Consider the following 21,375-nt stretch of genomic DNA (forward strand, 5'->3'; position numbering starts at 1 on the left):
GGGTGGCGGTGCGCTCAGAAGCCGAGCTTGCGGAGCTGCTTGGGGTCGCGCTGCCAGTCCTTGGCGACCTTGACGTGCAGGTCGAGGTAGACAGGGGTGCCCAGCAGCGCCTCGATGTGCTTGCGGGACTTCATGCCGACCTCCTTGAGGCGGGCGCCCTTGGGGCCGATGATGATGCCCTTCTGGCTCGGCCGCTCGATGTAGACGTTGGCGTGGACGTCCAGGAGCGGCTTGTCCTTGGGGCGGTCCGGGCGCGGGATCATCTCCTCGACCACGACCGCGATGGAGTGCGGCAGCTCGTCGCGCACGCCCTCCAGGGCCGCCTCGCGGATCAGCTCGGCGACCATCACCTGCTCCGGCTCGTCGGTCAGGTCGCCCTCGGGGTAGAGCGGCGGGCTCTGCGGGAGCAGCGGCACCAGCAGGTCGGCGAGCAGGTGCACCTGGGTGTCGGCGACCGCCGAGACCGGCACGATCTCGGCCCACTCGATGCCGAGGTCGCGGCCGAGCTGGTCGATGGCGATCAGCTGCTCGGCGAGCTGCTGGGAGTCCACGAGGTCGGTCTTGGTGACGATCGCGACCTTGGGCGTCTTCTTGATGCCGGCCAGCTCGGTGGCGATGTAGCGGTCACCGGGGCCGAGCTTCTGGTCGGCGGGCAGACAGAACCCGATCACGTCGACCTCGGCCCAGGTGCTGCGCACCACGTCGTTCAGGCGCTCGCCGAGCAGCGTGCGCGGCTTGTGCAGACCGGGGGTGTCCACGAGGACGAGTTGCGCGTCGGGGCGGTGCACGATGCCGCGCACGGTGTGCCGGGTGGTCTGCGGCCGGTTGGAGGTGATGGCCACCTTGGTGCCGACCAGAGCGTTCGTCAGGGTGGACTTGCCCGCGTTCGGGCGGCCGACGAAGCAGGCGAAACCCGCGCGGTGGGGGGCATCCGTGGAGGGGGTACGAGCGCTCATGCGGTCATTCTCCCCGATCGGGGCGGCGACCCCGACCATCCGGGGCGGCCGGGCCCGCGCCGTACGCGCTCCGTACGCGCCCGGTACCCGCCCCGTACACACTCGGCGGGGCCGGCCCGGGGCCGCCGGCGCGACGGGGGCATGTCGGTCCGCCGGCGCGCGCCGCGCCCGGTGGCTACCGGCGCGGGAGCAGTCGGCGGGCCAGCCAGCACACCCCGCCCGCGGTCAGCAGCACCGTCGCGACCAGGACGAGCCAGGACGTGCCGTTGCCCTGGGACCAGTCGTAGGCCAGGCCCGCCCAGCAGATCACGGTGGCCGCGAACGTGCCGGCCGCCGCGACGGGGCCCACCCGGTCGGCCCGGCGCGCGTCGCCACGGCCGGCCAGGACGCGCCGTACGCCCTCCGGGAGCAGGATCAGCCCCCAGGCGAGGGTGACCCAGGCCAGGCCCATGCCGCTCATCGCGTCCACCGCGACGCCCACCAGCAACAGCGAGCCGCAGACCAGCAGCGCCCAGTCCATGACCGAGCCGCCGCTCGGCTCGTCGGCCGGCGGTCGCGGGCGGGTGGCGAGATCGACGGACGCCCCGGGATCGCCCTGGCTGGCGGCGGCGGCCGGCGGGGCGGGGCGCTCGGTCGGGTCGCCCGCGCTCACCCCGCGCTCACCGTGGCGCGCGGCGTGCCGTCCGCCCCCGCGAGGATCACCGGTGTCGCCGGCCCGCCCAGGTCCCGTACGGCCGCCCGGTCCTCGGCGGAGACCTCCGTGACGTCGCTGACGAGAGCGGCGGCCTCCAGCGAGGTGGCGCCGCTGGCGACCGCCATCGCGACAGCGGTCCGCAGCGCGCTCAGCCGGAGCGAGTCCAGGGCGACGGTGCCGGCGACGTAGGTGCGCCCGGTCTCATCGCGGACGGCCGCGCCCTCGGGCACGCCGTTGCGCGCCCGGGTGGAGCGGGCGAGCGTGATGATCTTCTGGTCTTCCGGGTCCAACGCCGTCGTATCGCTCATGTGCACGAGGATACGGCGACGCTGGTGGCCGGCCCCGGCCCACGGCGGGGCGCGGGGCGTCCGCCGGCGGCGGGGCCGGCGCGCGGGCCTGGCCTCGCGCGCCGGCTACTGGCCTGGCGGCTTGGGGAAGCCGTCCGGCCAGCTCATCGGCCCGCCCGCGAGGCTGCCGCCGTCCACCACCACCGAGGTGCCGGTCATGAAGGCGAACTGGTCCGAGGCCAGGCCGAGTACGGCGTCCGCGATCTCCCTCGGCTCGGCCATCCGGTGCAGGCCCGGCACGTTGAGCGGACCCCACGCCCTCTTGAACGCGGTCCACTGGTCGTCGCTCAGGCCGGGCGGGCGCACCAGCGCGGTGTCCGTGGTGCCGGGCAGGACGGCGTTGATCCGGATGCCCCTGGCGCCGTAGTCCAGCGCGGCCGACCTCACGATGCCCTCGACGCCGCGCTTGCTGGCGGAGTAGCCCGCGTGGGCCGGTCGGGCGCGCTCGGCGCCGCTGGAGGAGGTGCAGATGACGACGCCCCCGCCGCGCCGCAGGAGATGGGGGATCTCGTACTTCATGGCGAGGAAGACGCCGCGTTCGTTGGTGCGCGTGATGTCGTCCCACTCGGCGACGGTCGTCTCGTGCAGGGACCGGGAGAACTCGATGCCCGCGTTGTTGAACGCGATGTCCAGGCCGCCGTACCGTCCGACCACCCCGTTCACGAACGCCTCGACCTGGTCGGCCTCGCGGACGTCGGCCCGCAGGTAGGTGGCCTCGCCGCCGGCGGCGCGGATCTCCCGCTCCACGGTGCGGCCGAGTTCCGTACGCCGCCCGCAGAATCCGACCTTCGCGCCCTCGGCGGCGAACGCCAGGGCGGTGGCGCGGCCGATGCCCGAGGTGGCGCCCGTGATCACGACGACCTTGCCGGCGAACCGGCGCCCGGCGCGCGCCCCGCGCGCCGCCTCCCGCTGTCGGCTGTCGGCGGCGGCCCGCGAGGTGCCCGACGCGGCCAGCCCGGCCACTCCGGCGGCCCCGGCGAACGCGCCAGCCAGGACGTTCCGTCGGTGGAGGGGGGACTGTCCCCTGGGCGGTGTGCTGTTCACGAATCCGACTCCTTCATGTCCGTCGCGCTGGTGCTCGGCGTCCCGCCTGTCGTTGTCAGGCCACGGCGCCGACGTGCCACTTCGAGCATCCGGCCGATCCCCCGGCGCGGGCATCTGTCACATCGACTGGTCCCGCCCGCCGGCTAGCCTCTGGCCATGGGTGATCGACAGGTGGCGGGGGAGCCGTCGGGCGGGCGGGACGCGCGCGAGCCGCTGCGCGGTCGGGAAGCCGAACGCGCCAGCGTGCGCCGCCTGCTGGCCGACGCGCGCGCGGGCCGGGGCCGGGCCCTGGTCGTCCGGGGCGAGGCGGGCATCGGCAAGACCGCGCTGCTCGCGGACGCGCTGCGCCAAGCGCGGGCCTGGCCGCCGACAGCGGCGCGAGGGCACCGGGCGCAGCAGGCGCCGCCACCGGCGGGCGCCGGCCTGGCGACACTGCGTTGCACGGGCGTCGAGTCCGAGGTCACGTTGGGCTTCGGCGGCCTGCACCAGCTCCTGACCCCGGCCCTCGACCACGCCACGGCGCTGCCGGCCGCGCAGCGCGCCGCCCTGCACGGTGCCCTGGGGCTCGCCGAACACCGCACCACCGACCTCCTGGTGTGCGCGGCCACCCTGGCCCTCCTCGAACGGGCCGCCCACGAGCGGCCGTTGCTGCTGGTGGTGGACGACCTCCAGTGGCTGGACCCGGCGACGCAGACGGCCGTCCTCTTCGCCGCGCGCCGGCTCACCACCCTGCGCGCCCCGGTAGCCGCGCTGATCGCCGTACGGGACGACGGCGCCACGCCGCGCGCGGAGGGCGGCGGCGTACGGGGCGGGGCCGGCGCGCCGCGCGGGGCGGGGCCGACTGCGCAGGGTGCGGGCGCGGACGGTGCGGGACCTGGCATGGAGGGTGCGGGCGTGGCGCCCCGGGGTGGGGGTCGCGGCGTACGGAGCGCACGCGTGGCCCCGCACGGCGTGGGGGATGCCGGGCTCGGTGCTGGGGAAGCGCGGGACGTGGGGCCTTCGGGGCGGGACGCGAGCGGCGTACGGGGCGCGGAGTGGGGTGGTACGGCGGGGGTGGCCGGGGTCTCGGCGGGCTGGGTCGGGGGCGGGGGCGGCGGGGCGGGGACGTTCGGGGCCGCCGACCGCGCCGGCGCTCTCGTCCGTGACCTGCCCGCGCTGTGGCTCGGTGGGCTGTCCGTCGAGGCCGGCGGGGCGCTCCTGGCCGACCACGGCAGGCCCCTGTCCGGCGCCGACCTGACCGCCCTGCACGCCGCGACGGGCGGCAACCCGCTGGCCCTCCTCGAACTCTCCGCACCCCACGCCCCGCCCCAGCCGGCCGCCCCCTCGGCGTCCGCGCCGTGGGAAGCGGGGGCGTGGGCAGCCGAGGCGTGGGCGGCGGAGGTGTCGCCCACGCCCCCGGAGCCCGTGGCCGGCCCGGGATGGGGCGGGCCGCGACCCGGTGGCGGTGGCGCGGGGACCGTGCGCGCGGGGGGCGGAGATGTGGAGTCCGGCGTTCTGTGGCCCGGTGGCGCCGAACCCGGCGGCGCCGGGTCGGGTGACTCCGAGCCCGGTCGCGCAGGGCCCGATGACGTGGTGGGCGGTGACGCGGAGTCGGGTGTTCCGGGGTGCGGGGGCCCGGCGTCCGGCCGTGTGGGGCCCGATGACGCGGGGGTCTGGTCGGGTTCGGGTGGCGGGTTGTGGGGCGGCGGGAGTGGTGGGGCGGGGGCGGACGGGCGGCTGCTCGGGGCGCGGTTGCGCGCCGCGTTCACCGGTCGGGTACGCCGGTTGCCCGCGCCCGCGCGCACGCTCCTGCTGGTCGCGGCGGCCGACGAGCGCGGGCGCACCGACATCGTGCTGGGCGCCGCCGCGCGGTTGCGGGTCCTGCCCGCCGCCCTCGACGTCGCGGAACGCGCGGACCTGCTGGACGTCAGCGGGCCCGAACTCCGCTTCCGGCACCCGCTGGTGCGCTCCGCCGTCTACGCCGACGCGCCGTTCCGGGAGCGGCAGGCCGCGCACCTGGCCATCGCCGAGGAGTGGGAGCACCGCGCCGGCGGGACGACGCCGCTCGGTGCCACCGCAGGCGCCACGGAGGCGCTGTCGCCCGGCTCGGCCAGCACGAACGCGACGCGCCTCGCCCCGGCCGGTTCGGCCGCCGCTCCCCCGCCGGTGCGGCCCGCCGCGTACCGCGTAGCACCTCTGGCTCCGGCCGCAGACGCCGGGCATCTCGCCCTGTGGCACCGGGCGTTGGCCAGCGCGGGGCCGGACGAGGAGTTGGCGAGCGCGCTGGAGCTGCGGGCGACGGAGCTCGCCGCACGCGGTGGCCTCGCGGCCGTCGCGGCGGCCCTGCGGTGTGCCGCCGAGCTCAGCGAGAACCCCGAGGGGCGGCTGCGCCGGCTGGCCGAGGCGGCCCACGCGGCGTGGAAGTCGGGCCGTACGGAGGCCGCCCGCGAACTCTCCGCCGAGGCCGCCGCGGCCCACACCCACTCGGCGGCCGACCCCGCCGCCGAGCCCGAGCCCGGACGACCCCCCGCCGACCAACCCACAAGGGCCCCCACCGGCCCCGCCCGCCACCCCGTGCCGCCCCTCCCCGCCCCTGTCCCCCGGCCGGCGCGGGCCCCGACGCCCGGACCGACCGCCCCCGCACCCCGCCCCCAGCACGCCCCCGCCACCCAACCGCGACAGCCACCCACCCCCGAGCCCGGGCAGCCCTCCGTCAGCACCGCCACCCAGCCCACGCAAGCCCCCACCGGCCCCGTCACCCAGCCGGCACGGACCTCCGCCGAGTCCGCCACCCAACCCGAGCCGCCCCCCACCCTCGGGCCGGGCGCCCTCGCCACCGGGTCGGAGCACATCGCGCTCCACCACGGCGTACGGGTCTCCGCCGACCAGTTGCCGGCCGACCGGTCGGCCGCCGGCCGCCCCGTCGCGCTCGCCCGACTCGCCGGGCTGATGGCGCATGCGGGCGGGCCGCAGGACGCGGCGTACGAGGAACTGGTCCGGGGCGCCGACTCGCTGGTCGGGTCGTCGCCGGCGCACGCTGCCGCGCTGTTGTTCATGGCGTGCGACGCGGCCGAACACGCCGGGCTCGACACGCGGGCGCGCGAGACCGCGCTGCGGATCGCCGCGCTCGACGGCGTCCCCCGCTATCAGCGGTACGGCCGGTGGCTGGCCGCCTCCGTCAGTGGGGACACGACGGCGAGCGGGGTCGACCCGTGGGAGATCCTGCGCCGGGCACCGGACGAGCTCGGCACCAGCAGCGTGCACCGCTGGTTGTGGCCGCTGGCCATCACGCGCGAGGGGCCCCATCCGCGCCGGGCGCGCGAGTTCGCCGCGCAGGCGTGCGCCGCCCTGCGCGGCTCGGGCACCCTGGCCCTGCTCGCCCTGCCGCTGGTGTGGCGCGCCGGCCTGGAGTGCGAACTGGGCCAGATCCGCGCGGGGATGGAGCACGCGACGGAGGCGGTACGCCTGTCGCGCGACATGGACCAGCCGGTACGGCGTGCCGACGCGCTCGCCGTGCTCGCGCGGTGCGCGGCGCTGCGTGGCGAGCACGAGAGCTGTCGCGCGCACGCCCACGAGGCGACGGCCCTGGCCCTGCCGCTGAACAACCGCGCCGCCGCGGCCGAGGCCCGCTGGGCGCTGGCGCTGGCGGCGCTCGCGCGCGGCGCGCACGACGAGGCCCGCGAGCACCTGTCCGACGTGCACCGCCCCGGCTCCCCGTACACGCACGCGCGCGTGGCGCGGCGCTCCAGTGCCGATCTCGTCGAGGCGTACCACGGAGCGGGGGACGCGGTCAGTGCCCGGCGACTGGCGGCCGGGTTCTCCGCGTGGGCCCAGGTCAGCGGGCTGCCGTGGGCGCTGGCCGACGCGGACCGCTGTCGGCTGCTCGACATCGGCGCGGCGGAGCGCGCGACGGCGGGCGCCGGCGACAGTGGGGCGCTGAGTGCGGGCGCCCCGCGCGGCGCCGACGGGCCGACCGGCGACGGCGGAGCGGCCGGCACCGGCGGAGCGCCCGGAGCCCGGGGCGGGCCCAGGGGCCAGAGCGAGGCCGGGAGCCACCCCGACGCGCACGGAACCAGCGGCCACACCGACGCCAACGGGGTCAGGGGCGCGGACGAAAGGGACGTCGACACCGAGGCCGGCGGGGCCGGGGGCTGGCGCATGGCCGACCAGGTCGGCGACGCGGCGGGCCCGGGCCCGGCGGGCCGGGCGGTCGCGGGGGACCACCCGTTCACCCGCGCACGGCACGCCCTCGCGCACGGCGAGCGGCTACGCCGCACGCGCCGCCCCGGCCCGGCTCGCGCCGCGTTGCGGGAGGCGGCGGACCTCTTCGACGGGCTCGGCGCCCCCGTGTGGCGCGACCGCGCCCTCGGTCAACTCCGCGCGGCGGGCGGGTCGGTACGGCGGCGGGCCACGGACGCGCCGGACGTGCTGACCGCTCAGGAGCGACAGGTGGCGCTGCTGGCCGCGCGCGGGCTGACCAACCGGGAGATCGCCGCGCGGCTGACGATGAGCCCCCGCACGGTCGGCTACCACCTCTACAAGATCTTCCCCAAGCTGGGCGTCACCTCGCGCACCGCACTACGCGACCTGCCGGAGCTGGGCGGGTGACCGGGGCCGGGCCAGTGGCCGAGGCCGCGCCGCGACGGCCAGCCGGATGCTCCCGCGCGGTCGGCGCCGTGGCGTACCGCGCGGGAGCGGTCGGTCAGCGGTCGCTCTCCGCGCCGGTCGCTCCGGTGTCGCCGGCACTCTCCCGCGCCGGCTCCGCCGCGCCCGTGCCGCGTACGGGCTCGACCAGGACCGTCAGGATGCGGTTGCGCCGACCGGCCAGGGACTCGGCGGTCAGGCGCAGCGCGGTCAGGTCCGGGTCGGTGGTGTCCTCGCTCAGGTCGACGTCGGCCACCGCGCCGGCGATGGGCACCCGGCCCAGCGACTTGGCCAGCAGCCCGCCGACGGTCTCCACGTCCTCGTCGTCCAGGCGCAGCCCGTACAACTCGCCGAGGGTGCCGATGTCCAGGCGGGCGGTGACCCGGTAGCGGTCCTCGCCCAGGCTCTCGACGGGCGGCAGTTCGCGGTCGTACTCGTCGGTGATCTCGCCGACGATCTCCTCCAGGATGTCCTCGATGGTCACGATGCCGGCCGTGCCGCCGTACTCGTCGATCACGACGGCCACGTGGTTGCGCTCCTGCTGCATCTCGCGCAGCAGGTCGCCCGCGTTCTTCGTGTCGGGTACGAACGTCGCGGGCCGCATGGCGGTGGACACCAGGTCGTTCTCGGAGTCCCGGTTGACATGCGTCTTGCGGACCAGGTCCTTGAGGTAGACGATGCCGACCACGTCGTCCTCGCTGTCGCCGGTGACCGGGATGCGGGAGAAGCCGGAGCGCAGCGCGAGGGTCAGCGCCTGCCGGATGGTCTTGAAGCGCTCGATGGCGACCAGATCGGTGCGCGGCACCATCACCTCGCGCACCAGCGTGTCCCCCAGTTCGAAGACGGAGTGCACCATGCGGCGCTCCTCGTCCTCGATCAGCGACTCCTGCTCGGCCAGGTCGACCATGGCGCGCAGTTCGGCCTCGGAGGCGAAGGGGCCCTTGCGGAAGCCCTTGCCCGGGGTGAGCGCGTTGCCGATGAGAATGAGGAGCTGCGGGACCGGTCCCATGACGCGGGCGAGCGGCAGCAGCACGTACGCCGCCGCCGTGGCCGTGTTCAGCGGGTGCTGGCGGCCGATCGTCCGGGGGGAGACACCGACCGCGACGTAGGAGACGAGGACCATCACGCCGATCGCGATGGCCAGCGCCTCCCAGGTCTCGTCGTACGCGCGCACGCACGCGTAGGTGACGACGGCGCCGGCCGCGACCTCGCAGGCCACGCGGACCAGCAGGGCCACGTTCAGATAGCGGGTGGGGTCCTCGGCGACCGCCATGAGCTTGGCGCTGCCGCGCCGGCCCGAGCGCACCGCCTCCTGGGCGCGAAAGCGCGTGGTGCGCGCCAGGCCGGCCTCCGCACAGGCCGCCAGCCAGGCGACGACGACCAAGAGGACGGCCGAGGTGATCAGTTGTGCGGTCATCGGGCGGCGCTCACCTGGTGGTGGGGGCCGGCGAGGGGCCCGTCATACCGCGCTCGGCCCGCCAGCCGTCGACGATCGCCTTCTGCAGCGCGAACATCTCGGCGCGCTCGTCGGGCTCCTCGTGGTCGTAGCCGAGGAGGTGCAGGCAGCCGTGCACGGTGAGCAACTGGAGCTCCTCGTCCATGCTGTGCTGCGTCGGGGCCTGGGCACCCTGCGTCGTGGCCACCTCGGGGCAGAGCACGATATCGCCGAGGAGCCCCTGGGGCGGCTCGTCGTCGTCCTTGCCCGGCGGACGCAGCTCGTCCATCGGGAAGGACATCACGTCGGTGGGGCCCGGCAGCTCCATCCACTGGAGATGGAGCTGCTCCATGGCGTCGGCGTCGATGACGATGATCGACAGTTCGGACAGCGGGTGGATGCGCATCCGGGCCAGGGCGTACCGGGCGACGTCCAGTACCGCCTGTTCGTCGATGTCCGTGCCGGATTCGTTGTTGACGTCGATCGCCATGGGGGTGTTGGTCTCTCCGATTACCGATGCCGATTGGCTGGCCGTGCCGCACCACGCCGCGACGGACGGGTCACGGCGGGCGCGCGCACGGCCCAGGGCCTGCTCAGCCCGACTGCCCGTTGCGGCTGTCGTACTGCTCGTACGCGTCGACAATACGGCCGACGAGCTTGTGCCGGACGACATCGGTGCTGGTGAGCCGCGAGAAGTGGACGTCCTCGACGCCCTCCAGGATGGCCTGCACCTGGCGCAGGCCGCTCTTGGTGCCACCCGGCAGGTCGATCTGGGTGACGTCTCCGGTGATCACGATCTTGGATTCGAAGCCGAGCCGGGTGAGGAACATCTTCATCTGCTCGGGGTTCGTGTTCTGCGCCTCGTCGAGGATGATGAAGGCGTCGTTGAGCGTCCGGCCGCGCATGTACGCGAGCGGGGCCACCTCGATCGTGCCCGCGGCCATCAGGCGCGGGATGGAGTCGGGGTCGAGCATGTCGTGCAGGGCGTCGTAGAGCGGGCGCAGATACGGGTCGATCTTCTCGTAGAGCGTGCCGGGCAGGAAGCCGAGCCGCTCGCCCGCCTCGACCGCCGGCCGGGTCAGGATGATCCGCGTGACCTGCTTGGACTGCAGGGCCTGCACCGCCTTGGCCATGGCCAGGTACGTCTTGCCCGTGCCGGCGGGGCCGATGCCGAAGACCACAGTGTGCTTGTCGATGGCGTCGACGTAGCGCTTCTGGTTCAGCGTCTTGGGGCGGATGGTGCGACCACGGCTGGAGAGGATGTTCTGCGTGAGGACCTCGGCGGGGGTCTCCGCCTGCTCGCCGCCGTTCTCCGCCGCGCGCAGCATGGCGATCGAGCGCTCCACCGCATCCTCCGTCATGGGTTGACCGGTGCGCAGCACCAGCATCATCTCGTCGAAAAGGCGCTGGATGAGCGCCACTTCCCGCTGGTCGCCGATCGCGCTGATCTGGTTTCCCCGGACGTGGATGTCCGTCGCCGGGAACGCTTTCTCGATCACGCGCAACAGGGAGTCACCCGAACCAAGGACCGTGACCATCGGGTGCTTGGCCGGAACGGTGAAGTGGGCGCGTGCCTGCCCCGGGACGGGGCTCTGGGCTGTGGGTGTCTGCGTCATGGGCCGGCTCTGGGGCCTGCTCATCCCTCTTTCCGTGATTCAGCGGCTTGGGATATCCAGCGTACGACGCCGCACTGACAACACCAGAGCCTTTTATCGAGGCCCGTATCAGGCCGTGCCCTCCCCGGCACCGCCCGGTGCCTTCCCGGCCACCACCGCGTGAACGCCCCGCGCACGCCGGGGGTGGGCTCGGGAGCGGGCGGCGGGTGGTGCCGGGTGCGGGCGGCCGGGCGGCCGATGTGGGAGCGGGTGGCGCGGTCGGGGCCGGGGCGTGGGCGGGGTCAGGACGGGCGGAAGCCGATGGTGGGCACCGCGCGGCGCAGCGGCCAGGGGCGCGGGGCCGAGGGCAGCAGCCCGTCCAGGAACGCGTACCGGCGCAGCGCGCTGCCGTGCCCCGCGACCAGGCTCTGGTCGTCGAAGGCGCGCGCGTGCTGCCACCAGGCGGCGATCTCCACCCAGCCCGGCGCGGAGAGCGATCCGCCGAACTCCTGCACCGACAGGGCGGCGGTCAGGCCGGCGAAGGCCAGCCGGTCGGCGAGCGGCCAGCCGGCCAGGGTGCCGGTGATGAACCCCGCGACGAACACGTCCCCGGCACCCGTCGGATCGAGCGCGTCCACCGCGATCGCGGGCACCTCGGCGCTCTCGCCGGTACGGCCGTCCACGGCGTACGCGCCCTCGGCGCCCAGCGTCACCACGGCCACCGGCACCTTGTCGGTCAGCGCGTGGGCGGCGGCACGCGGGCAGTCGGTGCGGGTGTAGCGCATCGCCTCCACGGCGTTGGGCAGGAACGCCTCACAGTGCTCCAGGTCGGCGAGGTCGGCCGGGTCCCAGCGCCCGCTGTCGTCCCAGCCCACGTCGGCGAAGACCCGGCTGCCCCGGCGCGCGGCGTGCGCGATCCACTCCTCCCGGCTGCCGGGCACCAGCGAGGCCACGCAGGCGCGCGCCGGCGGCGGGCACTCCGGCGCGGGCTCTCCGTCGAACGCCCCCTCGGCGGCGGTCCCCGCCCGCGTGGGTGGCGCCTCGTGCCCGTGCGAGACCATCGTGCGCTCGCCCTCGTAGGCCATGGAGACGGTGACCGGGGAGTGCCAGCCGGGCACCGTGCGCGACAGCGACAGGTCGATGCCCTCGCCCCGGTCCAGGGCGTCCCGGCAGTAGTCGCCGTACATGTCGTCGCCGAAGGCCGCCGCCAGCGAGGTGCGCAGGCCGAGCCGGGCCAGCGCGGTGGCCATGTTGGCCACGCCGCCGGGGCTCGATCCCATGCCCCGGGCCCAGGACTCGGTGCCGCGTACCGGGGCCGAGTCGAGCCCGGTGAAGACGATGTCGAGGAAGACGGGGCCGGTCAGGTAGACGTCGCAGGCCGGGTCGTCGGGGCGGCGAACGGCGGCCAGCGGGTCGAGCACGGGGCGTACGACGCCCTCGGCCGCGCCGGCCGGACCCGGCGCGCGGCCCTCCCGAGCCCGCTGCGACCACTCGCCCCGCGCCGGGCCGTCACCGCTCGGCCCGCTCGTGCCGTCTCCGTCTCGCCGTGTCACGGTGTACTCCCTCGCCGTACGTCGCTGTACTGCCCCTGCACGACCACGCCACGGGTGCCCTGGCGTACCGCGAGTACGCCCGTGGCGCAGGTTGGGGCCAGTGTGCCCGATCGTCCACGGCCACTCCGCCGCCCACCCCCACCGACCGCGCCCACCACGGGGCGCCGCACGGGGTGGGTCGACCGGCTGTCTACGCTGCTGTCGCACCCCACGCCGCGAAGGAGCAGACCGTGCAGCATGCCGCCGTGACCCCCGAGGGTGACCAGATGCGCTGGGTCGAGTTGCCGGGGCGACAGCCGACGCGCGTCTACGTCCACGGCCTGGGCGCCACGTCGCCGGCCTACTTCACGGCCAGCGCCGTCCACCCGCTGCTGGCCGGCCACCGCTCGCTGCTGGTCGACCTGCTCGGGCACGGCATCAGCGACCGGCCGCAGGACTTCGACTACGCGCTGGAGTCGCACGCCGACGCGCTGGCCTCGGCGCTCACCCAGGCGGGCGTGGCCGGGGCGGAGTTGGTCGCGCACAGCATGGGCGGCTCGGTGGCCATCGTGCTGGCCACCCGCCACCCGCGCCTGGTCTCCCGCCTGGTGCTGGTCGACGCCAACCTCGACGCCCGCACGCCCGACCCCGCCTCGGCGGGCAGCGCGGGCATCGCCGCCCACTCCGAGGCGGAGTTCCTCGCCGGAGGCTGGCGGGAGGTACGGGACCGGGCCGGCGCCCACTGGTGGGCCACGATGCGGCTGGCCGACCGGCTCGCCCTGCACCGCAGCGCGGTCCACCTCACCCGCGGCACCCGGCCTCCGCTCCGCGACCTGCTGCGTGACCTGCCGGTTCCGCGCACCTACCTGCTGCCCGCGGCCGACGGGCCACTGCCGGGGGCGGACGAGCTCACCGCGGCCGGTGTCGCCGTCGTCGCCCTCCCGGACTGCGGGCACAACATCATGCTCGACAACCCGGAGGGCTTCGCCCGCGCCACCGCCACGGCCCTGACCGACTGACGCGGCCCGCCACACCGCCCTCGCGGAACCGTCCCGGGGGCCGGAGTGCGCTCGCCGGGCGGCCGACCGTCCGGTGGCCTCACGGGGCCGCCGACCAGGGACTCAGCGGCATCTGTCTCGCTGGGGCGACACGGTGGGGCGACACGGTCACGATCCACGTCAGGCGCCCAGGACACCGCCAGACGCCCGGACGTGGTCAACGGGAGCGGGGCCCGGACCTGCCGTACCCGAGCGAGGCGGGCCACGGCGCCCGCCGACGGTTGTGGATCGCCCCCGTGGTCGCCGCCACCGGCGCGCCGGAAAGGCTTCCGCACCATCGCACGAGGACCGGCGGCGCGCCGCGTCCCCTGCCACGCACCCGGCCGGCCGCCCGAGCCGGCCCGCCGCGAGGTCACCCCGCGGGCGCGGCCCCACCGCTGGCGGTCGCCGCGCCGGCCCGTGCCGGAACGGGCACCCGCGTCAGGTCGCTGGCCACCACGAGTTCGCCGGTGAAACCGGCCGCGCGGGCCTGGCGTTCGAACTCGGCCGGCTCGCCGTAACGCTGCGAGAAGTGCGTGAGCACCAACTGCCGTACGCCCGACTCGACCGCGACCCGCGCCGCCTGACCCGCCGTCAGATGGCCGTGGTCGCTGGCCAGCGTCGCGTCCTGGTCGAGGAAGGTGGACTCGATGACGAGCTGGTCGCACCCCTCGGCCAGGGCGTACACCCCCTCGCACAACCGGGTGTCCATCACGAAGGCGAAACGCTGCCCCCGGCGGACCTCGCTGACCTCCTCCACCGCGACGGTGCGCCCGGCCACCCGTACCGTGCCCTCCCGCTGGAGGGCGCCGACCAGCGGGCCGGCGAGGCCGTGCGCCGCGAGGCGCTCGGGCAGCATGCGCCGGCCGTCGGGCTCGACCAGGCGGTACCCGTAGGACTCGACCGGGTGCGAGAGCCGCCGCGCCTGGAGCGTGTACGCGGGGGTCTCGGCGAGGGTCTGTGCCGGCTCGCGCACCGGCTCCTCGGCGATGTCCACGGTCTCGCGGTAGGCCGTGGCGTACCGCAGTCGATCGAAGAAGCGCTGGCCGCTGGCCGGGTAGTGGGCCGCGATCGGGTGCGGCACCCGGTCCAGGTTGATCCGCTGGATGACGCCGGCCAGGCCCAGTGAGTGATCGCCGTGGAAGTGGGTGACGCAGATGCGGTGCAGATCGTGCGCGGCGACCCCGGCGCGCAGCATCTGCCGCTGAGTGCCCTCGCCGGGGTCGAAGAGGATGCCCTGGCCGTCCCAGCGCAACACGTAGCCGTTGTGGTTGCGGTGCCGGGTCGGCACCTGACTCGCGGTGCCCAGGACGACCAGCTCACGTGCGGACAACTGACTTATCCGGGGGGCCAGTTCAGGCCACGGCCGCCCAGGACGTGGGCGTGCGCGTGGAAGACGGTCTGGCCGGCGCCGCTGCCCGTGTTGAACACGATGCGGTACCCGGTGTCGTTGATGCCCTCGCCGACGGCGACCAGTCCCGCCTCGCGCAGCACGTCGGCCGCGGCCTCCGGCTCGGCGGCGGCCAGCGACCCGGCGTCCGGGTGGTGGGACTTGGGGATGACCAGCACGTGCGTCGGCGCCTGCGGGTTTATGTCGCGAAAGGCGAGGGTCGTCGCGGTCTCACGGACCACGGTCGCCGGCACCTCCTTCGCCACGATCTTGCAGAACAGGCAGTCGGCCTGCGGTTCTCCCGCCATCGCCGCGTCTCCTTACACACCGTCCGTCGAGGTACGTCGCATGCTAGCGGCCCCGTGGCGCCGCCTCGGCCGCTGCCCCGCCCCTCGCGCCCCACGCCGGCGCGGCGTTGGGCCGCCGTCAGCCACACCGTCACGCCACGGACGACCCGACGTCACCACCCCGGCTCCCGGAGGCAGCGCCGGCGTCGGTCGTGCCGCTGTCGCCCGGCGCGCCACCGTCGCCGGTGCCGCCCGACGCCCCGCCCTGGCCGGCGCCGGTGGCCGGCGCCGTGGGCCGCGCCGACGCGGCCGGCCCGGCCGGGGTGGTGGGTCGGTGCCGTGCCGTGGGTGGCGGGTCGGCCCGGGACGACCGGGCCTTCGTGGACCGGCCGTCGGGGTCCGAGTCGCTCCCGCCACGCCCGCACTCGCCGATCAGGCCCGCCTCGAAGACCACCCGGCCAGCCAACGTGCCGGTCAGCGCGCCGCGTACGCAGCGGTCCTCGCGCACGTAGGTGACGGTCCCGCCGATCTCCAGGTCCCGGCCGCCCTTGGTCTTGCCCCGGCAGCTCACCCGCACGCGGCCCTCGTGTCGCGAACGGGGGGTGGCCGACCCGTCGTCGGCCTCCCGCCTGGTCTGCGCCGTGCAGGTCAGCCACTCCACGTCGACGCCGCCGCGCTCCAGCGCCCGCGTGCCCACCTTGTCGGTGGTCACGGCGACGGTCGATGCCCGCAGCCCGCCCTCGACGTCGTCGCACGCCGCCAGCGTGCCCAGTGCCGCGCCGACCGCGCCCAGTGCGATGACCGTGTGCCGCCATCGCCGTACTCGTGTTGGTGCCCCCATGGGTCGCAGCCTGCCACCCCGTCCCACGTGCTCGGTAGGGCGCCCTCGGCCACGCGGACGGGCGCGCTCACCCGCGTGCCGCGCGCCCCCGCGTCCATACCCACCGAGCGGCCTGCCGGACGGCGGTCGGGCAACACCGCGCCACGGCCCGCTCCGGTGACATACGCCACCCGCGCACCACGCGCCCGCGCGCGTACCGACGTCCCCTCCCCCGGGCGCGCGCCTGCCCAGGCGCACCGGACGGCACCGCGCCGGGCCGACCACGCCCCGGCGCGGCTGGTCGACGCGGCCGTTACGCCCAGCGGCCCGTGCGGCCCAGCAGCAGCGCGAGGGCGGCCGTGCCCGCCGTGGACGTCCGCAGGACGCTGGCGCCCAGCCGGTAGGGCCGGGCGCCCACGGCGGCGAAGGCCGCCAACTCCTCCGGGGAGACGCCGCCTTCGGGCCCCACCACCAGCACGATCTCGCCCCGCGCCGGCAGTGGCGCGGTGGCCAGCGGCGTCGCGCCCTCCTCGTGCAGCACGGCGGCGAAGTCGGCCCGCGCCAGCAACTCGGCCACCCCCGGCGTGCCCATCGCGTCGGCGACCTCGGGAAAGCGCAGCCGGCGCGACTGCTTGCCCGCCTCGCGCGCGGTGGCCCGCCACTTGGCCAGCGCCTTGGCGCCCCGCTCGGCGCGCCACTGCGTGACGCAGCGCGCGGCGGCCCACGGCACCACGGCGTCCACGCCGGTCTCCGTCATGGTTTCCACGGCGACCTCGCCCCGGTCGCCCTTGGGCAACGCCTGGACGACGGTGACCCGGGGGCTCGGCGCGGGCTCCTCGCGCACCGCGCGCACCTCGACCGTCAACCGGTCCTTGCCCTCGACGGCGGCCACCGCGCCCACGGCTCCCCGGCCCGCCCCGTCGGTGAGCACGACCTCCTCGCCGACCCGCAGCCGGCGCACCGAGACCGCGTGCCGCCCCTCGGGGCCGGTCAGCGTCAGGGAGGCGCCCACCGCCGCGTCCGCCAGGGCCTCGGCGACGAAGACCGGGGCGCTCACGCGGGACCGCCCGTACCCCGCCCCGGCTGGGGGGCCAGCGCGGCGTGCCCGGCCAGCGCGGCGCGGGCGGCGTCGAGCTCGGCGACCAGGACCTCCACGAGGTCACCCGCCGGCAGCTCCCTGGCCAGCCGGTGCCCCTGCCCCGCCCACAGCGCCATGCCCTGCGGGTCACCCGCCCGGGCCGCCGCCTTGCGCAGCCCGGAGGTGAGGTGGTGCACCTGCGGGTAGGCCACGGGGGCGTACGGGCCGTGCTCGCGCATGAAGCGGTTGACCAGGCCACGGGCGGGGCGCCCGGAGAAGGCGCGGGTCAACTCGGTGCGCGGGAAGGTCGTATCGGTCAGGGCCCGCTTGTGCACGTCGCTCGCGCCGGACTCGGGGCAGACCAGGAAGGCGGTACCGAGCTGCGCGGCGCTGGCGCCGGCCGCCAGTACGGCGGCGATCTGCGCGCCGCGCATCACCCCGCCCGCGGCGATCAGCGGGAGGGGCACCGCCGCGCGCACCAGCTCGATGAGCGTCAGCAGGCCGAGCCCGGCGCCGGAGCCCCGGGCGTGCGGGTCGTCGCGGTGCGTGCCCTGATGGCCGCCGGCCTCGATGCCCTGGACGCACAGGGCGTCCGCGCCCGCGGCGTGCGCGGCCAGCGCCTCGTCCACGGTGGTGACGGTGACCACCGTCAGCGTGCCCACCCGGGCCAGCGCCTCGCACACGGAGCGCTCGGGGCAGCCGAAGGTGAAGGAGACCAGCGGGACCGGGTCGTCGAGCAGGATGGCCAGCTTGGCGTCGTACGCGTCGTCGTTGCCCGAGTCGGGGTCGCCGAGCGGTGTCTCGTACCAGGCGGCCTCGCCGGCGAGCTGCTCGCGGTAGACCGCCACGGCGGAGGGGTCGCTGGTCGCGGGCTGCGGCATGAAGAGGTTCACGCCGAAGGGCCTGTCGCTCTGCGCCCGCAGGTGCTTGATCTCCTCGTACATCGCCGCCGGCGTCTTGTACCCGGCGGCGAGGAAGCCGAGGCCGCCGGCGGTGCTCACGGCGGCGGCGAGCTGCGGGCGCGAGGCCCCGCCCGCCATGGGGGCCTGCACGATCGGATACCGATGGAGATCGGTCAACGCGGAGGACATGACCACATCGTGTCACGCGCTCCCCCGCGACGGGTAACGCCCCCGAGCGTCCACCCCGTGGACGGCCACCACACACTCGCCGCACGGCCGGCACACGCCGTTCACGCGACGCGCACACCCACGGCACGAACGAAAGGCCCCCGCCGGCGCCCCGGCAACGCGTCCCGCCCGTCGCCCCACCACCCGTGCCGCCGCCCCCGACCCGCCACACGCGAAAGGCGCCGACCCCGTGTGTCACGGAGTCGGCGCCCACCGACAGGCCGGCCCGGGCGTACCGGGCGGAGCCTCACCGGCCGTTGAACGCGTCCTTGAGTCGCGAGAACAGCCCCTGCTGTCCCGGCTTGAACTCACCCGTGGGACGCTCCTCGCCGCGCAACTTGGCCAACCGCCGCAGGAGTTCCTCCTGCTCCGGGTCGAGCTTGCTCGGGGTCATGACCTCGACGTGCACGATGAGCTGCCCCCGGCCGCCACCGCGCAGGTGCGTCACACCGCGCCCGTGCAGCGGGACGGACTGGCCGGACTGGGTGCCCGGCCTGATGTCGATCTCCTCCAGGCCGTCCAGCGTCTCCAGCGGCACCTTGGTGCCGAGCGAGGCGGCCGTCATGGGGATGGTGACCGTGCAGTGCAGGTCGTCACCGCGCCGCTGGAAGACCGGGTGCGGCGCCTCGTGGATCTCCACGTACAGGTCGCCGGCCGGCCCGCCACCGGGGCCGACCTCGCCCTCGCCCGCGAGCTGGATACGGGTGCCGTTGTCCACCCCGGCGGGGATCTTGACGGTCAGCGTGCGCCGGGAGCGCACCCGCCCGTCGCCCGCGCACTCCGGGCACGGCGTCGGCACCACGGTGCCGAAGCCCTGGCACTGCGGGCACGGCCGCGAGGTCATGACCTGACCGAGGAAGGACCGGGTGACCTGGGAGACCTCGCCGCGACCACGGCACATGTCACAGGTCTGCGCCGAGGTGCCGGGGGCGGCGCCCTCACCGCTACAGGTCGTGCACACGATCGCCGTGTCGACCTGGATCTCCTTGGTGGTCCCGAACGCCGCCTCGTCCAACTCGATGTCGAGCCGGATCATGGCGTCCTGGCCACGCCGGGTGCGCGAGCGCGGGCCACGCTGCGAGGCGGTGCCGAAGAAGGCGTCCATGATGTCGGAGAAGTTGCCGAAGCCGGCACCGAAGCCGCCCTGGCCGCCGCCCGACGCGCTGGAGAGCGGGTCGCCACCGAGGTCGTAGACCTGCTTCTTCTGCGGGTCCGAGAGGACCTCGTAGGCGGCGTTGATCTCCTTGAAGCGCTCTTGCGTCTTCGGATCGGGGTTGACGTCCGGGTGCAGCTCACGCGCGAGCCTGCGGAACGCCTTCTTGATCTCGTCCTGAGAGGCATCGCGCCGCACGCCCAGGACGGCGTAGTAGTCCGTCGCCACTTACGACTCCGCCAGGATCTGTCCGACGTATCGTGCCACTGCGCGTACCGCTCCCATCGTTCCGGGGTAGTCCATGCGGGTCGGTCCGACCACGCCGAGTTTTGCGACCGCCTCGTCGCCCGAACCGTAGCCGACAGCGACCACGGATGTGGAGTTCAGGCCCTCGTGAGCGTTCTCATGACCGATTCGTACGGTCATGCCTGAATCCTTGGCCTCGCCGAGCAACTTGAGGAGGACGACCTGCTCCTCCAACGCCTCCAGCACCGGCCGGATGGTGAGCGGGAAGTCGTGCCCGAACCGGGTGAGGTTGGCCGTGCCGCCGATCATCAGCCGCTCTTCGGTCTCCTCGACCAGGGTCTCCAGCAGCGTCGCGAGGACCGTGGAGACCGTACCCCGGTCCTCCTGCTCGAACGACTCCGGCAGGTCCTGCACGAGCTGGGGCACGTCCGCGAACCGGCGCCCGACCACCCGGCTGTTCAGCCGCGCCCGCAGATCCGCCAGTGCCGTCTCGCCGACGGGCGCCGGGCAGTCGACCATGCGCTGCTCGACCCGGCCCGTGTCGGTGATCAGTACGAGCATCACGCGCGCGGGCGCGAGGGCGAGCAACTCCACGTGGCGCACCGTGGAGCGGGTCAGCGACGGGTACTGCACCACGGCGACCTGACGGGTGAGCTGGGCCAACAGCCGCACCGTGCGCCCCACCACGTCGTCCAGGTCCACCGCGCCGTCCAGGAAGTTCTGGATGGCCCGGCGCTCCGGCGGTGAGAGCGGCTTCACACCCGCGAGCCGGTCCACGAACAGGCGGTAGCCCTTGTCGGTGGGAATACGGCCGGCGCTGGTGTGCGGCTGGGCGATGAAGCCCTCGTCCTCAAGTGCGGCCATGTCGTTACGCACCGTGGCCGGCGAGACGCCCAACTGGTGGCGCTCGGTCAGCGCCTTGGAACCCACCGGCTCCTCGGTGCCGACGTAGTCCTGGACGATGGCGCGCAGCACTTCAAGTCTGCGTTCGCTCAGCATCGCGCACACCTCCAGTCAAACCGTCTATCAGGGGACTTTTCCTGGCACTCATCGCGCCCGAGTGCCAAATCCCCTGAGCCAGTGTACGGCCGGTTACCGCGATCCGGGCAAGAGTGACCCCGGCCGTGGATCCGCGGAGGGCTGGAAACCGCCGCCGCACCGCCCGGGCACACCCGCCCGGCGCGGGCTAGCGTCTCCCCCATGAACACTGGTGCGAGCACGCGGGTGCGGGAGCGTTGGGAGATCCTCGCGTCCGGGGTCGCCCGGCGGCGGCTGCCCGGCCTGGACGCCACCGTCGGTGCCGTGGCCGGCCCGGCGGGCCTCCTCGTCGTGGACACCGGGGCGACGCTGGGTGAGGGCGCGGAGATCCGCCGCGAGGTCAGTGCCCTGTTCGGCCAGCCGGTCACCCACGTCGCCCTCACCCACCCGCACTTCGACCACGTCCTGGGCACGGCCGCGTTCGCCGGCGTGCGGGTGTACGGGGCGGTCGGCCTGGCGGAGGTGCTGCGACGCGACCGGGAGGGGCTGCGCGCGGACGCGGTACGCCACGGCGCCGACCCCGACGCGGTCGCCGAGGCCGTCGACCTGCTGGTCCACCCACGCCACGCGGTGAGCGGCGAGGTGACCCTCACCCTGGGCCCCGGGCGCGAGGTGCTGCTGGCCAACGTGGGCCCCGGCCACACCGGACACGACCTGGCCGTCCTCGTGCCGGGCGAACCCGAGGTCGTCTTCTGCGGCGACCTGGTCGAGGAGTCGGGCGAACCACAGGCGGGCCCGGACGCGGTCCCGGCGCGCTGGCCGGCGGCGTTGGACCGGCTGCTGGCGCTCGGCGGTGAGGACGCGGCGTATGTGCCGGGGCACGGCGCGGTGGTGGACGCGGCGTTCGTCCGCGCCCAGCGCGCGACGCTGGCCCGCCGCTTCGCGGTGCCGTCGTAGCCGCCGACGGGGCGAGGAGGCGGGCACCCGGGCGCGCGGGGCGTGGGCGGGGGACGGGCGGGGCGCGGGGCGG

General features: G+C 75.5%; 18 protein-coding genes. 3 read left to right on the forward strand and 15 right to left on the reverse strand.

Annotation, left to right across the window (positions count from 1 at the left end; all coding sequences use genetic code 11):
- Window positions 1-14: 14 nt before the first annotated feature.
- The 4 genes from era to ACFVFR_RS14665 form a co-directional block, all read right to left on the reverse strand.
- Window positions 15-956: a GTPase Era gene (gene era, locus ACFVFR_RS14650; RefSeq protein ID WP_383701218.1), complete on the reverse strand. Its 942-nt coding sequence runs from the start codon at window positions 954-956 to the stop codon at window positions 15-17.
- A 175-nt stretch (window positions 957-1,131) separates the two neighbouring features.
- On the reverse strand, window positions 1,132-1,608 hold the full coding sequence (locus tag ACFVFR_RS14655) for a hypothetical protein (RefSeq protein WP_383701220.1): 477 nt from the start codon (window positions 1,606-1,608) through the stop codon (window positions 1,132-1,134).
- Complete coding sequence (locus ACFVFR_RS14660; protein WP_383701222.1) at window positions 1,605-1,958, reverse strand: cytidine deaminase; 354 nt, start codon at window positions 1,956-1,958, stop codon at window positions 1,605-1,607. Before ACFVFR_RS14660 ends, ACFVFR_RS14655 begins: the two co-directional genes overlap by 4 nt.
- Before the next feature lie 105 nt (window positions 1,959-2,063).
- Window positions 2,064-3,041 carry an SDR family NAD(P)-dependent oxidoreductase gene (locus ACFVFR_RS14665; RefSeq protein WP_383701224.1) on the reverse strand — a complete coding sequence of 326 codons (978 nt, stop codon included), beginning with the start codon at window positions 3,039-3,041 and terminating at the stop codon, window positions 2,064-2,066.
- Between the two features lie 156 nt (window positions 3,042-3,197).
- Between ACFVFR_RS14665 and ACFVFR_RS14670 the strand changes: the two genes are divergently transcribed.
- Window positions 3,198-7,628 (forward strand): AAA family ATPase, encoded by a 4,431-nt coding sequence (locus ACFVFR_RS14670; RefSeq protein WP_383701226.1) that lies wholly within the window; start codon window positions 3,198-3,200, stop codon window positions 7,626-7,628.
- Window positions 7,629-7,722: 94 nt separating this feature from the next.
- On the opposite strand, the gene ACFVFR_RS14675 is transcribed toward ACFVFR_RS14670, so the two are convergent.
- The 4 genes from ACFVFR_RS14675 to ACFVFR_RS14690 all read right to left on the reverse strand — a co-directional run bounded on the left by ACFVFR_RS14675 (window position 7,723) and on the right by ACFVFR_RS14690 (window position 12,115).
- Entirely contained in the window at window positions 7,723-9,081 is a 1,359-nt protein-coding gene (locus ACFVFR_RS14675) for a hemolysin family protein (protein ID WP_383701228.1), read from the reverse strand.
- A 10-nt stretch (window positions 9,082-9,091) separates the two neighbouring features.
- Window positions 9,092-9,589, reverse strand: a complete 498-nt coding sequence (ybeY, locus tag ACFVFR_RS14680) for an rRNA maturation RNase YbeY (protein ID WP_383701231.1) — start codon at window positions 9,587-9,589, stop codon at window positions 9,092-9,094.
- A 103-nt stretch (window positions 9,590-9,692) separates the two neighbouring features.
- Window positions 9,693-10,715 (reverse strand): PhoH family protein, encoded by a 1,023-nt coding sequence (locus ACFVFR_RS14685; protein ID WP_383701233.1) that lies wholly within the window; start codon window positions 10,713-10,715, stop codon window positions 9,693-9,695.
- A gap of 281 nt (window positions 10,716-10,996) precedes the next feature.
- On the reverse strand, window positions 10,997-12,115 hold the full coding sequence (locus ACFVFR_RS14690) for a carbohydrate kinase family protein (protein ID WP_383701376.1): 1,119 nt from the start codon (window positions 12,113-12,115) through the stop codon (window positions 10,997-10,999).
- Between the two features lie 362 nt (window positions 12,116-12,477).
- Between ACFVFR_RS14690 and ACFVFR_RS14695 the strand changes: the two genes are divergently transcribed.
- The gene (locus ACFVFR_RS14695; RefSeq protein WP_383701236.1) at window positions 12,478-13,245 is read left to right on the forward strand and encodes an alpha/beta fold hydrolase; all 768 of its coding nucleotides are present in this window, start codon (window positions 12,478-12,480) and stop codon (window positions 13,243-13,245) included.
- A 391-nt stretch (window positions 13,246-13,636) separates the two neighbouring features.
- Here the strand turns inward: ACFVFR_RS14695 and ACFVFR_RS14700 are convergent, their stop codons facing one another.
- The 7 genes from ACFVFR_RS14700 to hrcA all read right to left on the reverse strand — a co-directional run bounded on the left by ACFVFR_RS14700 (window position 13,637) and on the right by hrcA (window position 20,366).
- On the reverse strand, window positions 13,637-14,596 hold the full coding sequence (locus tag ACFVFR_RS14700; RefSeq protein ID WP_383701239.1) for a ribonuclease Z: 960 nt from the start codon (window positions 14,594-14,596) through the stop codon (window positions 13,637-13,639).
- Between the two features lie 5 nt (window positions 14,597-14,601).
- Window positions 14,602-14,961, reverse strand: a complete 360-nt coding sequence (locus ACFVFR_RS14705; RefSeq protein ID WP_383701242.1) for a histidine triad nucleotide-binding protein — start codon at window positions 14,959-14,961, stop codon at window positions 14,602-14,604.
- Window positions 14,962-15,091: 130 nt separating this feature from the next.
- Window positions 15,092-15,781, reverse strand: a complete 690-nt coding sequence (locus ACFVFR_RS14710; protein ID WP_383701244.1) for a hypothetical protein — start codon at window positions 15,779-15,781, stop codon at window positions 15,092-15,094.
- A 292-nt stretch (window positions 15,782-16,073) separates the two neighbouring features.
- Window positions 16,074-16,817, reverse strand: coding sequence for a 16S rRNA (uracil(1498)-N(3))-methyltransferase (locus ACFVFR_RS14715; protein ID WP_383701247.1), 744 nt, complete (start codon window positions 16,815-16,817; stop codon window positions 16,074-16,076).
- Window positions 16,814-17,929, reverse strand: coding sequence for a nitronate monooxygenase (locus ACFVFR_RS14720; protein ID WP_383701250.1), 1,116 nt, complete (start codon window positions 17,927-17,929; stop codon window positions 16,814-16,816). Before ACFVFR_RS14720 ends, ACFVFR_RS14715 begins: the two co-directional genes overlap by 4 nt.
- 286 nt (window positions 17,930-18,215) lie before the next feature.
- Window positions 18,216-19,349, reverse strand: a complete 1,134-nt coding sequence (gene dnaJ, locus ACFVFR_RS14725) for a molecular chaperone DnaJ (RefSeq protein WP_383701253.1) — start codon at window positions 19,347-19,349, stop codon at window positions 18,216-18,218.
- Window positions 19,350-20,366 carry a heat-inducible transcriptional repressor HrcA gene (hrcA, locus tag ACFVFR_RS14730; RefSeq protein ID WP_176161546.1) on the reverse strand — a complete coding sequence of 339 codons (1,017 nt, stop codon included), beginning with the start codon at window positions 20,364-20,366 and terminating at the stop codon, window positions 19,350-19,352. It abuts the gene before it with no gap.
- Between the two features lie 201 nt (window positions 20,367-20,567).
- Here hrcA and ACFVFR_RS14735 point away from each other — a divergent pair, with 201 nt between their 5' ends.
- Window positions 20,568-21,302, forward strand: coding sequence for an MBL fold metallo-hydrolase (locus ACFVFR_RS14735; protein WP_383701256.1), 735 nt, complete (start codon window positions 20,568-20,570; stop codon window positions 21,300-21,302).
- Window positions 21,303-21,375: the final 73 nt, after the last annotated feature.

The organism is Streptomyces sp. NPDC057702 (assembly GCF_042799315.1).
Classification (GTDB): Bacteria; Actinomycetota; Actinomycetes; order Streptomycetales; family Streptomycetaceae; genus Streptomyces.

Bases quoted from the DNA above. Each gene is read 5' to 3' on its own strand.
- era (WP_383701218.1), bottom strand. From the start codon at position 956: ATGAGCGCTCGTACCCCCTCCACGGATGCCCCCCACCGCGCGGGTTTC.
- ACFVFR_RS14660 (WP_383701222.1), bottom strand. From the start codon at position 1,958: ATGAGCGATACGACGGCGTTGGACCCGGAAGACCAGAAGATCATCACG.
- ACFVFR_RS14670 (WP_383701226.1), top strand. From the start codon at position 3,198: ATGGGTGATCGACAGGTGGCGGGGGAGCCGTCGGGCGGGCGGGACGCG.
- ACFVFR_RS14675 (WP_383701228.1), bottom strand. From the start codon at position 9,081: ATGACCGCACAACTGATCACCTCGGCCGTCCTCTTGGTCGTCGTCGCC.
- ybeY (WP_383701231.1), bottom strand. From the start codon at position 9,589: ATGGCGATCGACGTCAACAACGAATCCGGCACGGACATCGACGAACAG.
- ACFVFR_RS14685 (WP_383701233.1), bottom strand. From the start codon at position 10,715: ATGACGCAGACACCCACAGCCCAGAGCCCCGTCCCGGGGCAGGCACGC.
- ACFVFR_RS14705 (WP_383701242.1), bottom strand. From the start codon at position 14,961: ATGGCGGGAGAACCGCAGGCCGACTGCCTGTTCTGCAAGATCGTGGCG.
- ACFVFR_RS14710 (WP_383701244.1), bottom strand. From the start codon at position 15,781: ATGGGGGCACCAACACGAGTACGGCGATGGCGGCACACGGTCATCGCA.
- ACFVFR_RS14720 (WP_383701250.1), bottom strand. From the start codon at position 17,929: ATGTCCTCCGCGTTGACCGATCTCCATCGGTATCCGATCGTGCAGGCC.
- hrcA (WP_176161546.1), bottom strand. From the start codon at position 20,366: ATGCTGAGCGAACGCAGACTTGAAGTGCTGCGCGCCATCGTCCAGGAC.
- ACFVFR_RS14735 (WP_383701256.1), top strand. From the start codon at position 20,568: ATGAACACTGGTGCGAGCACGCGGGTGCGGGAGCGTTGGGAGATCCTC.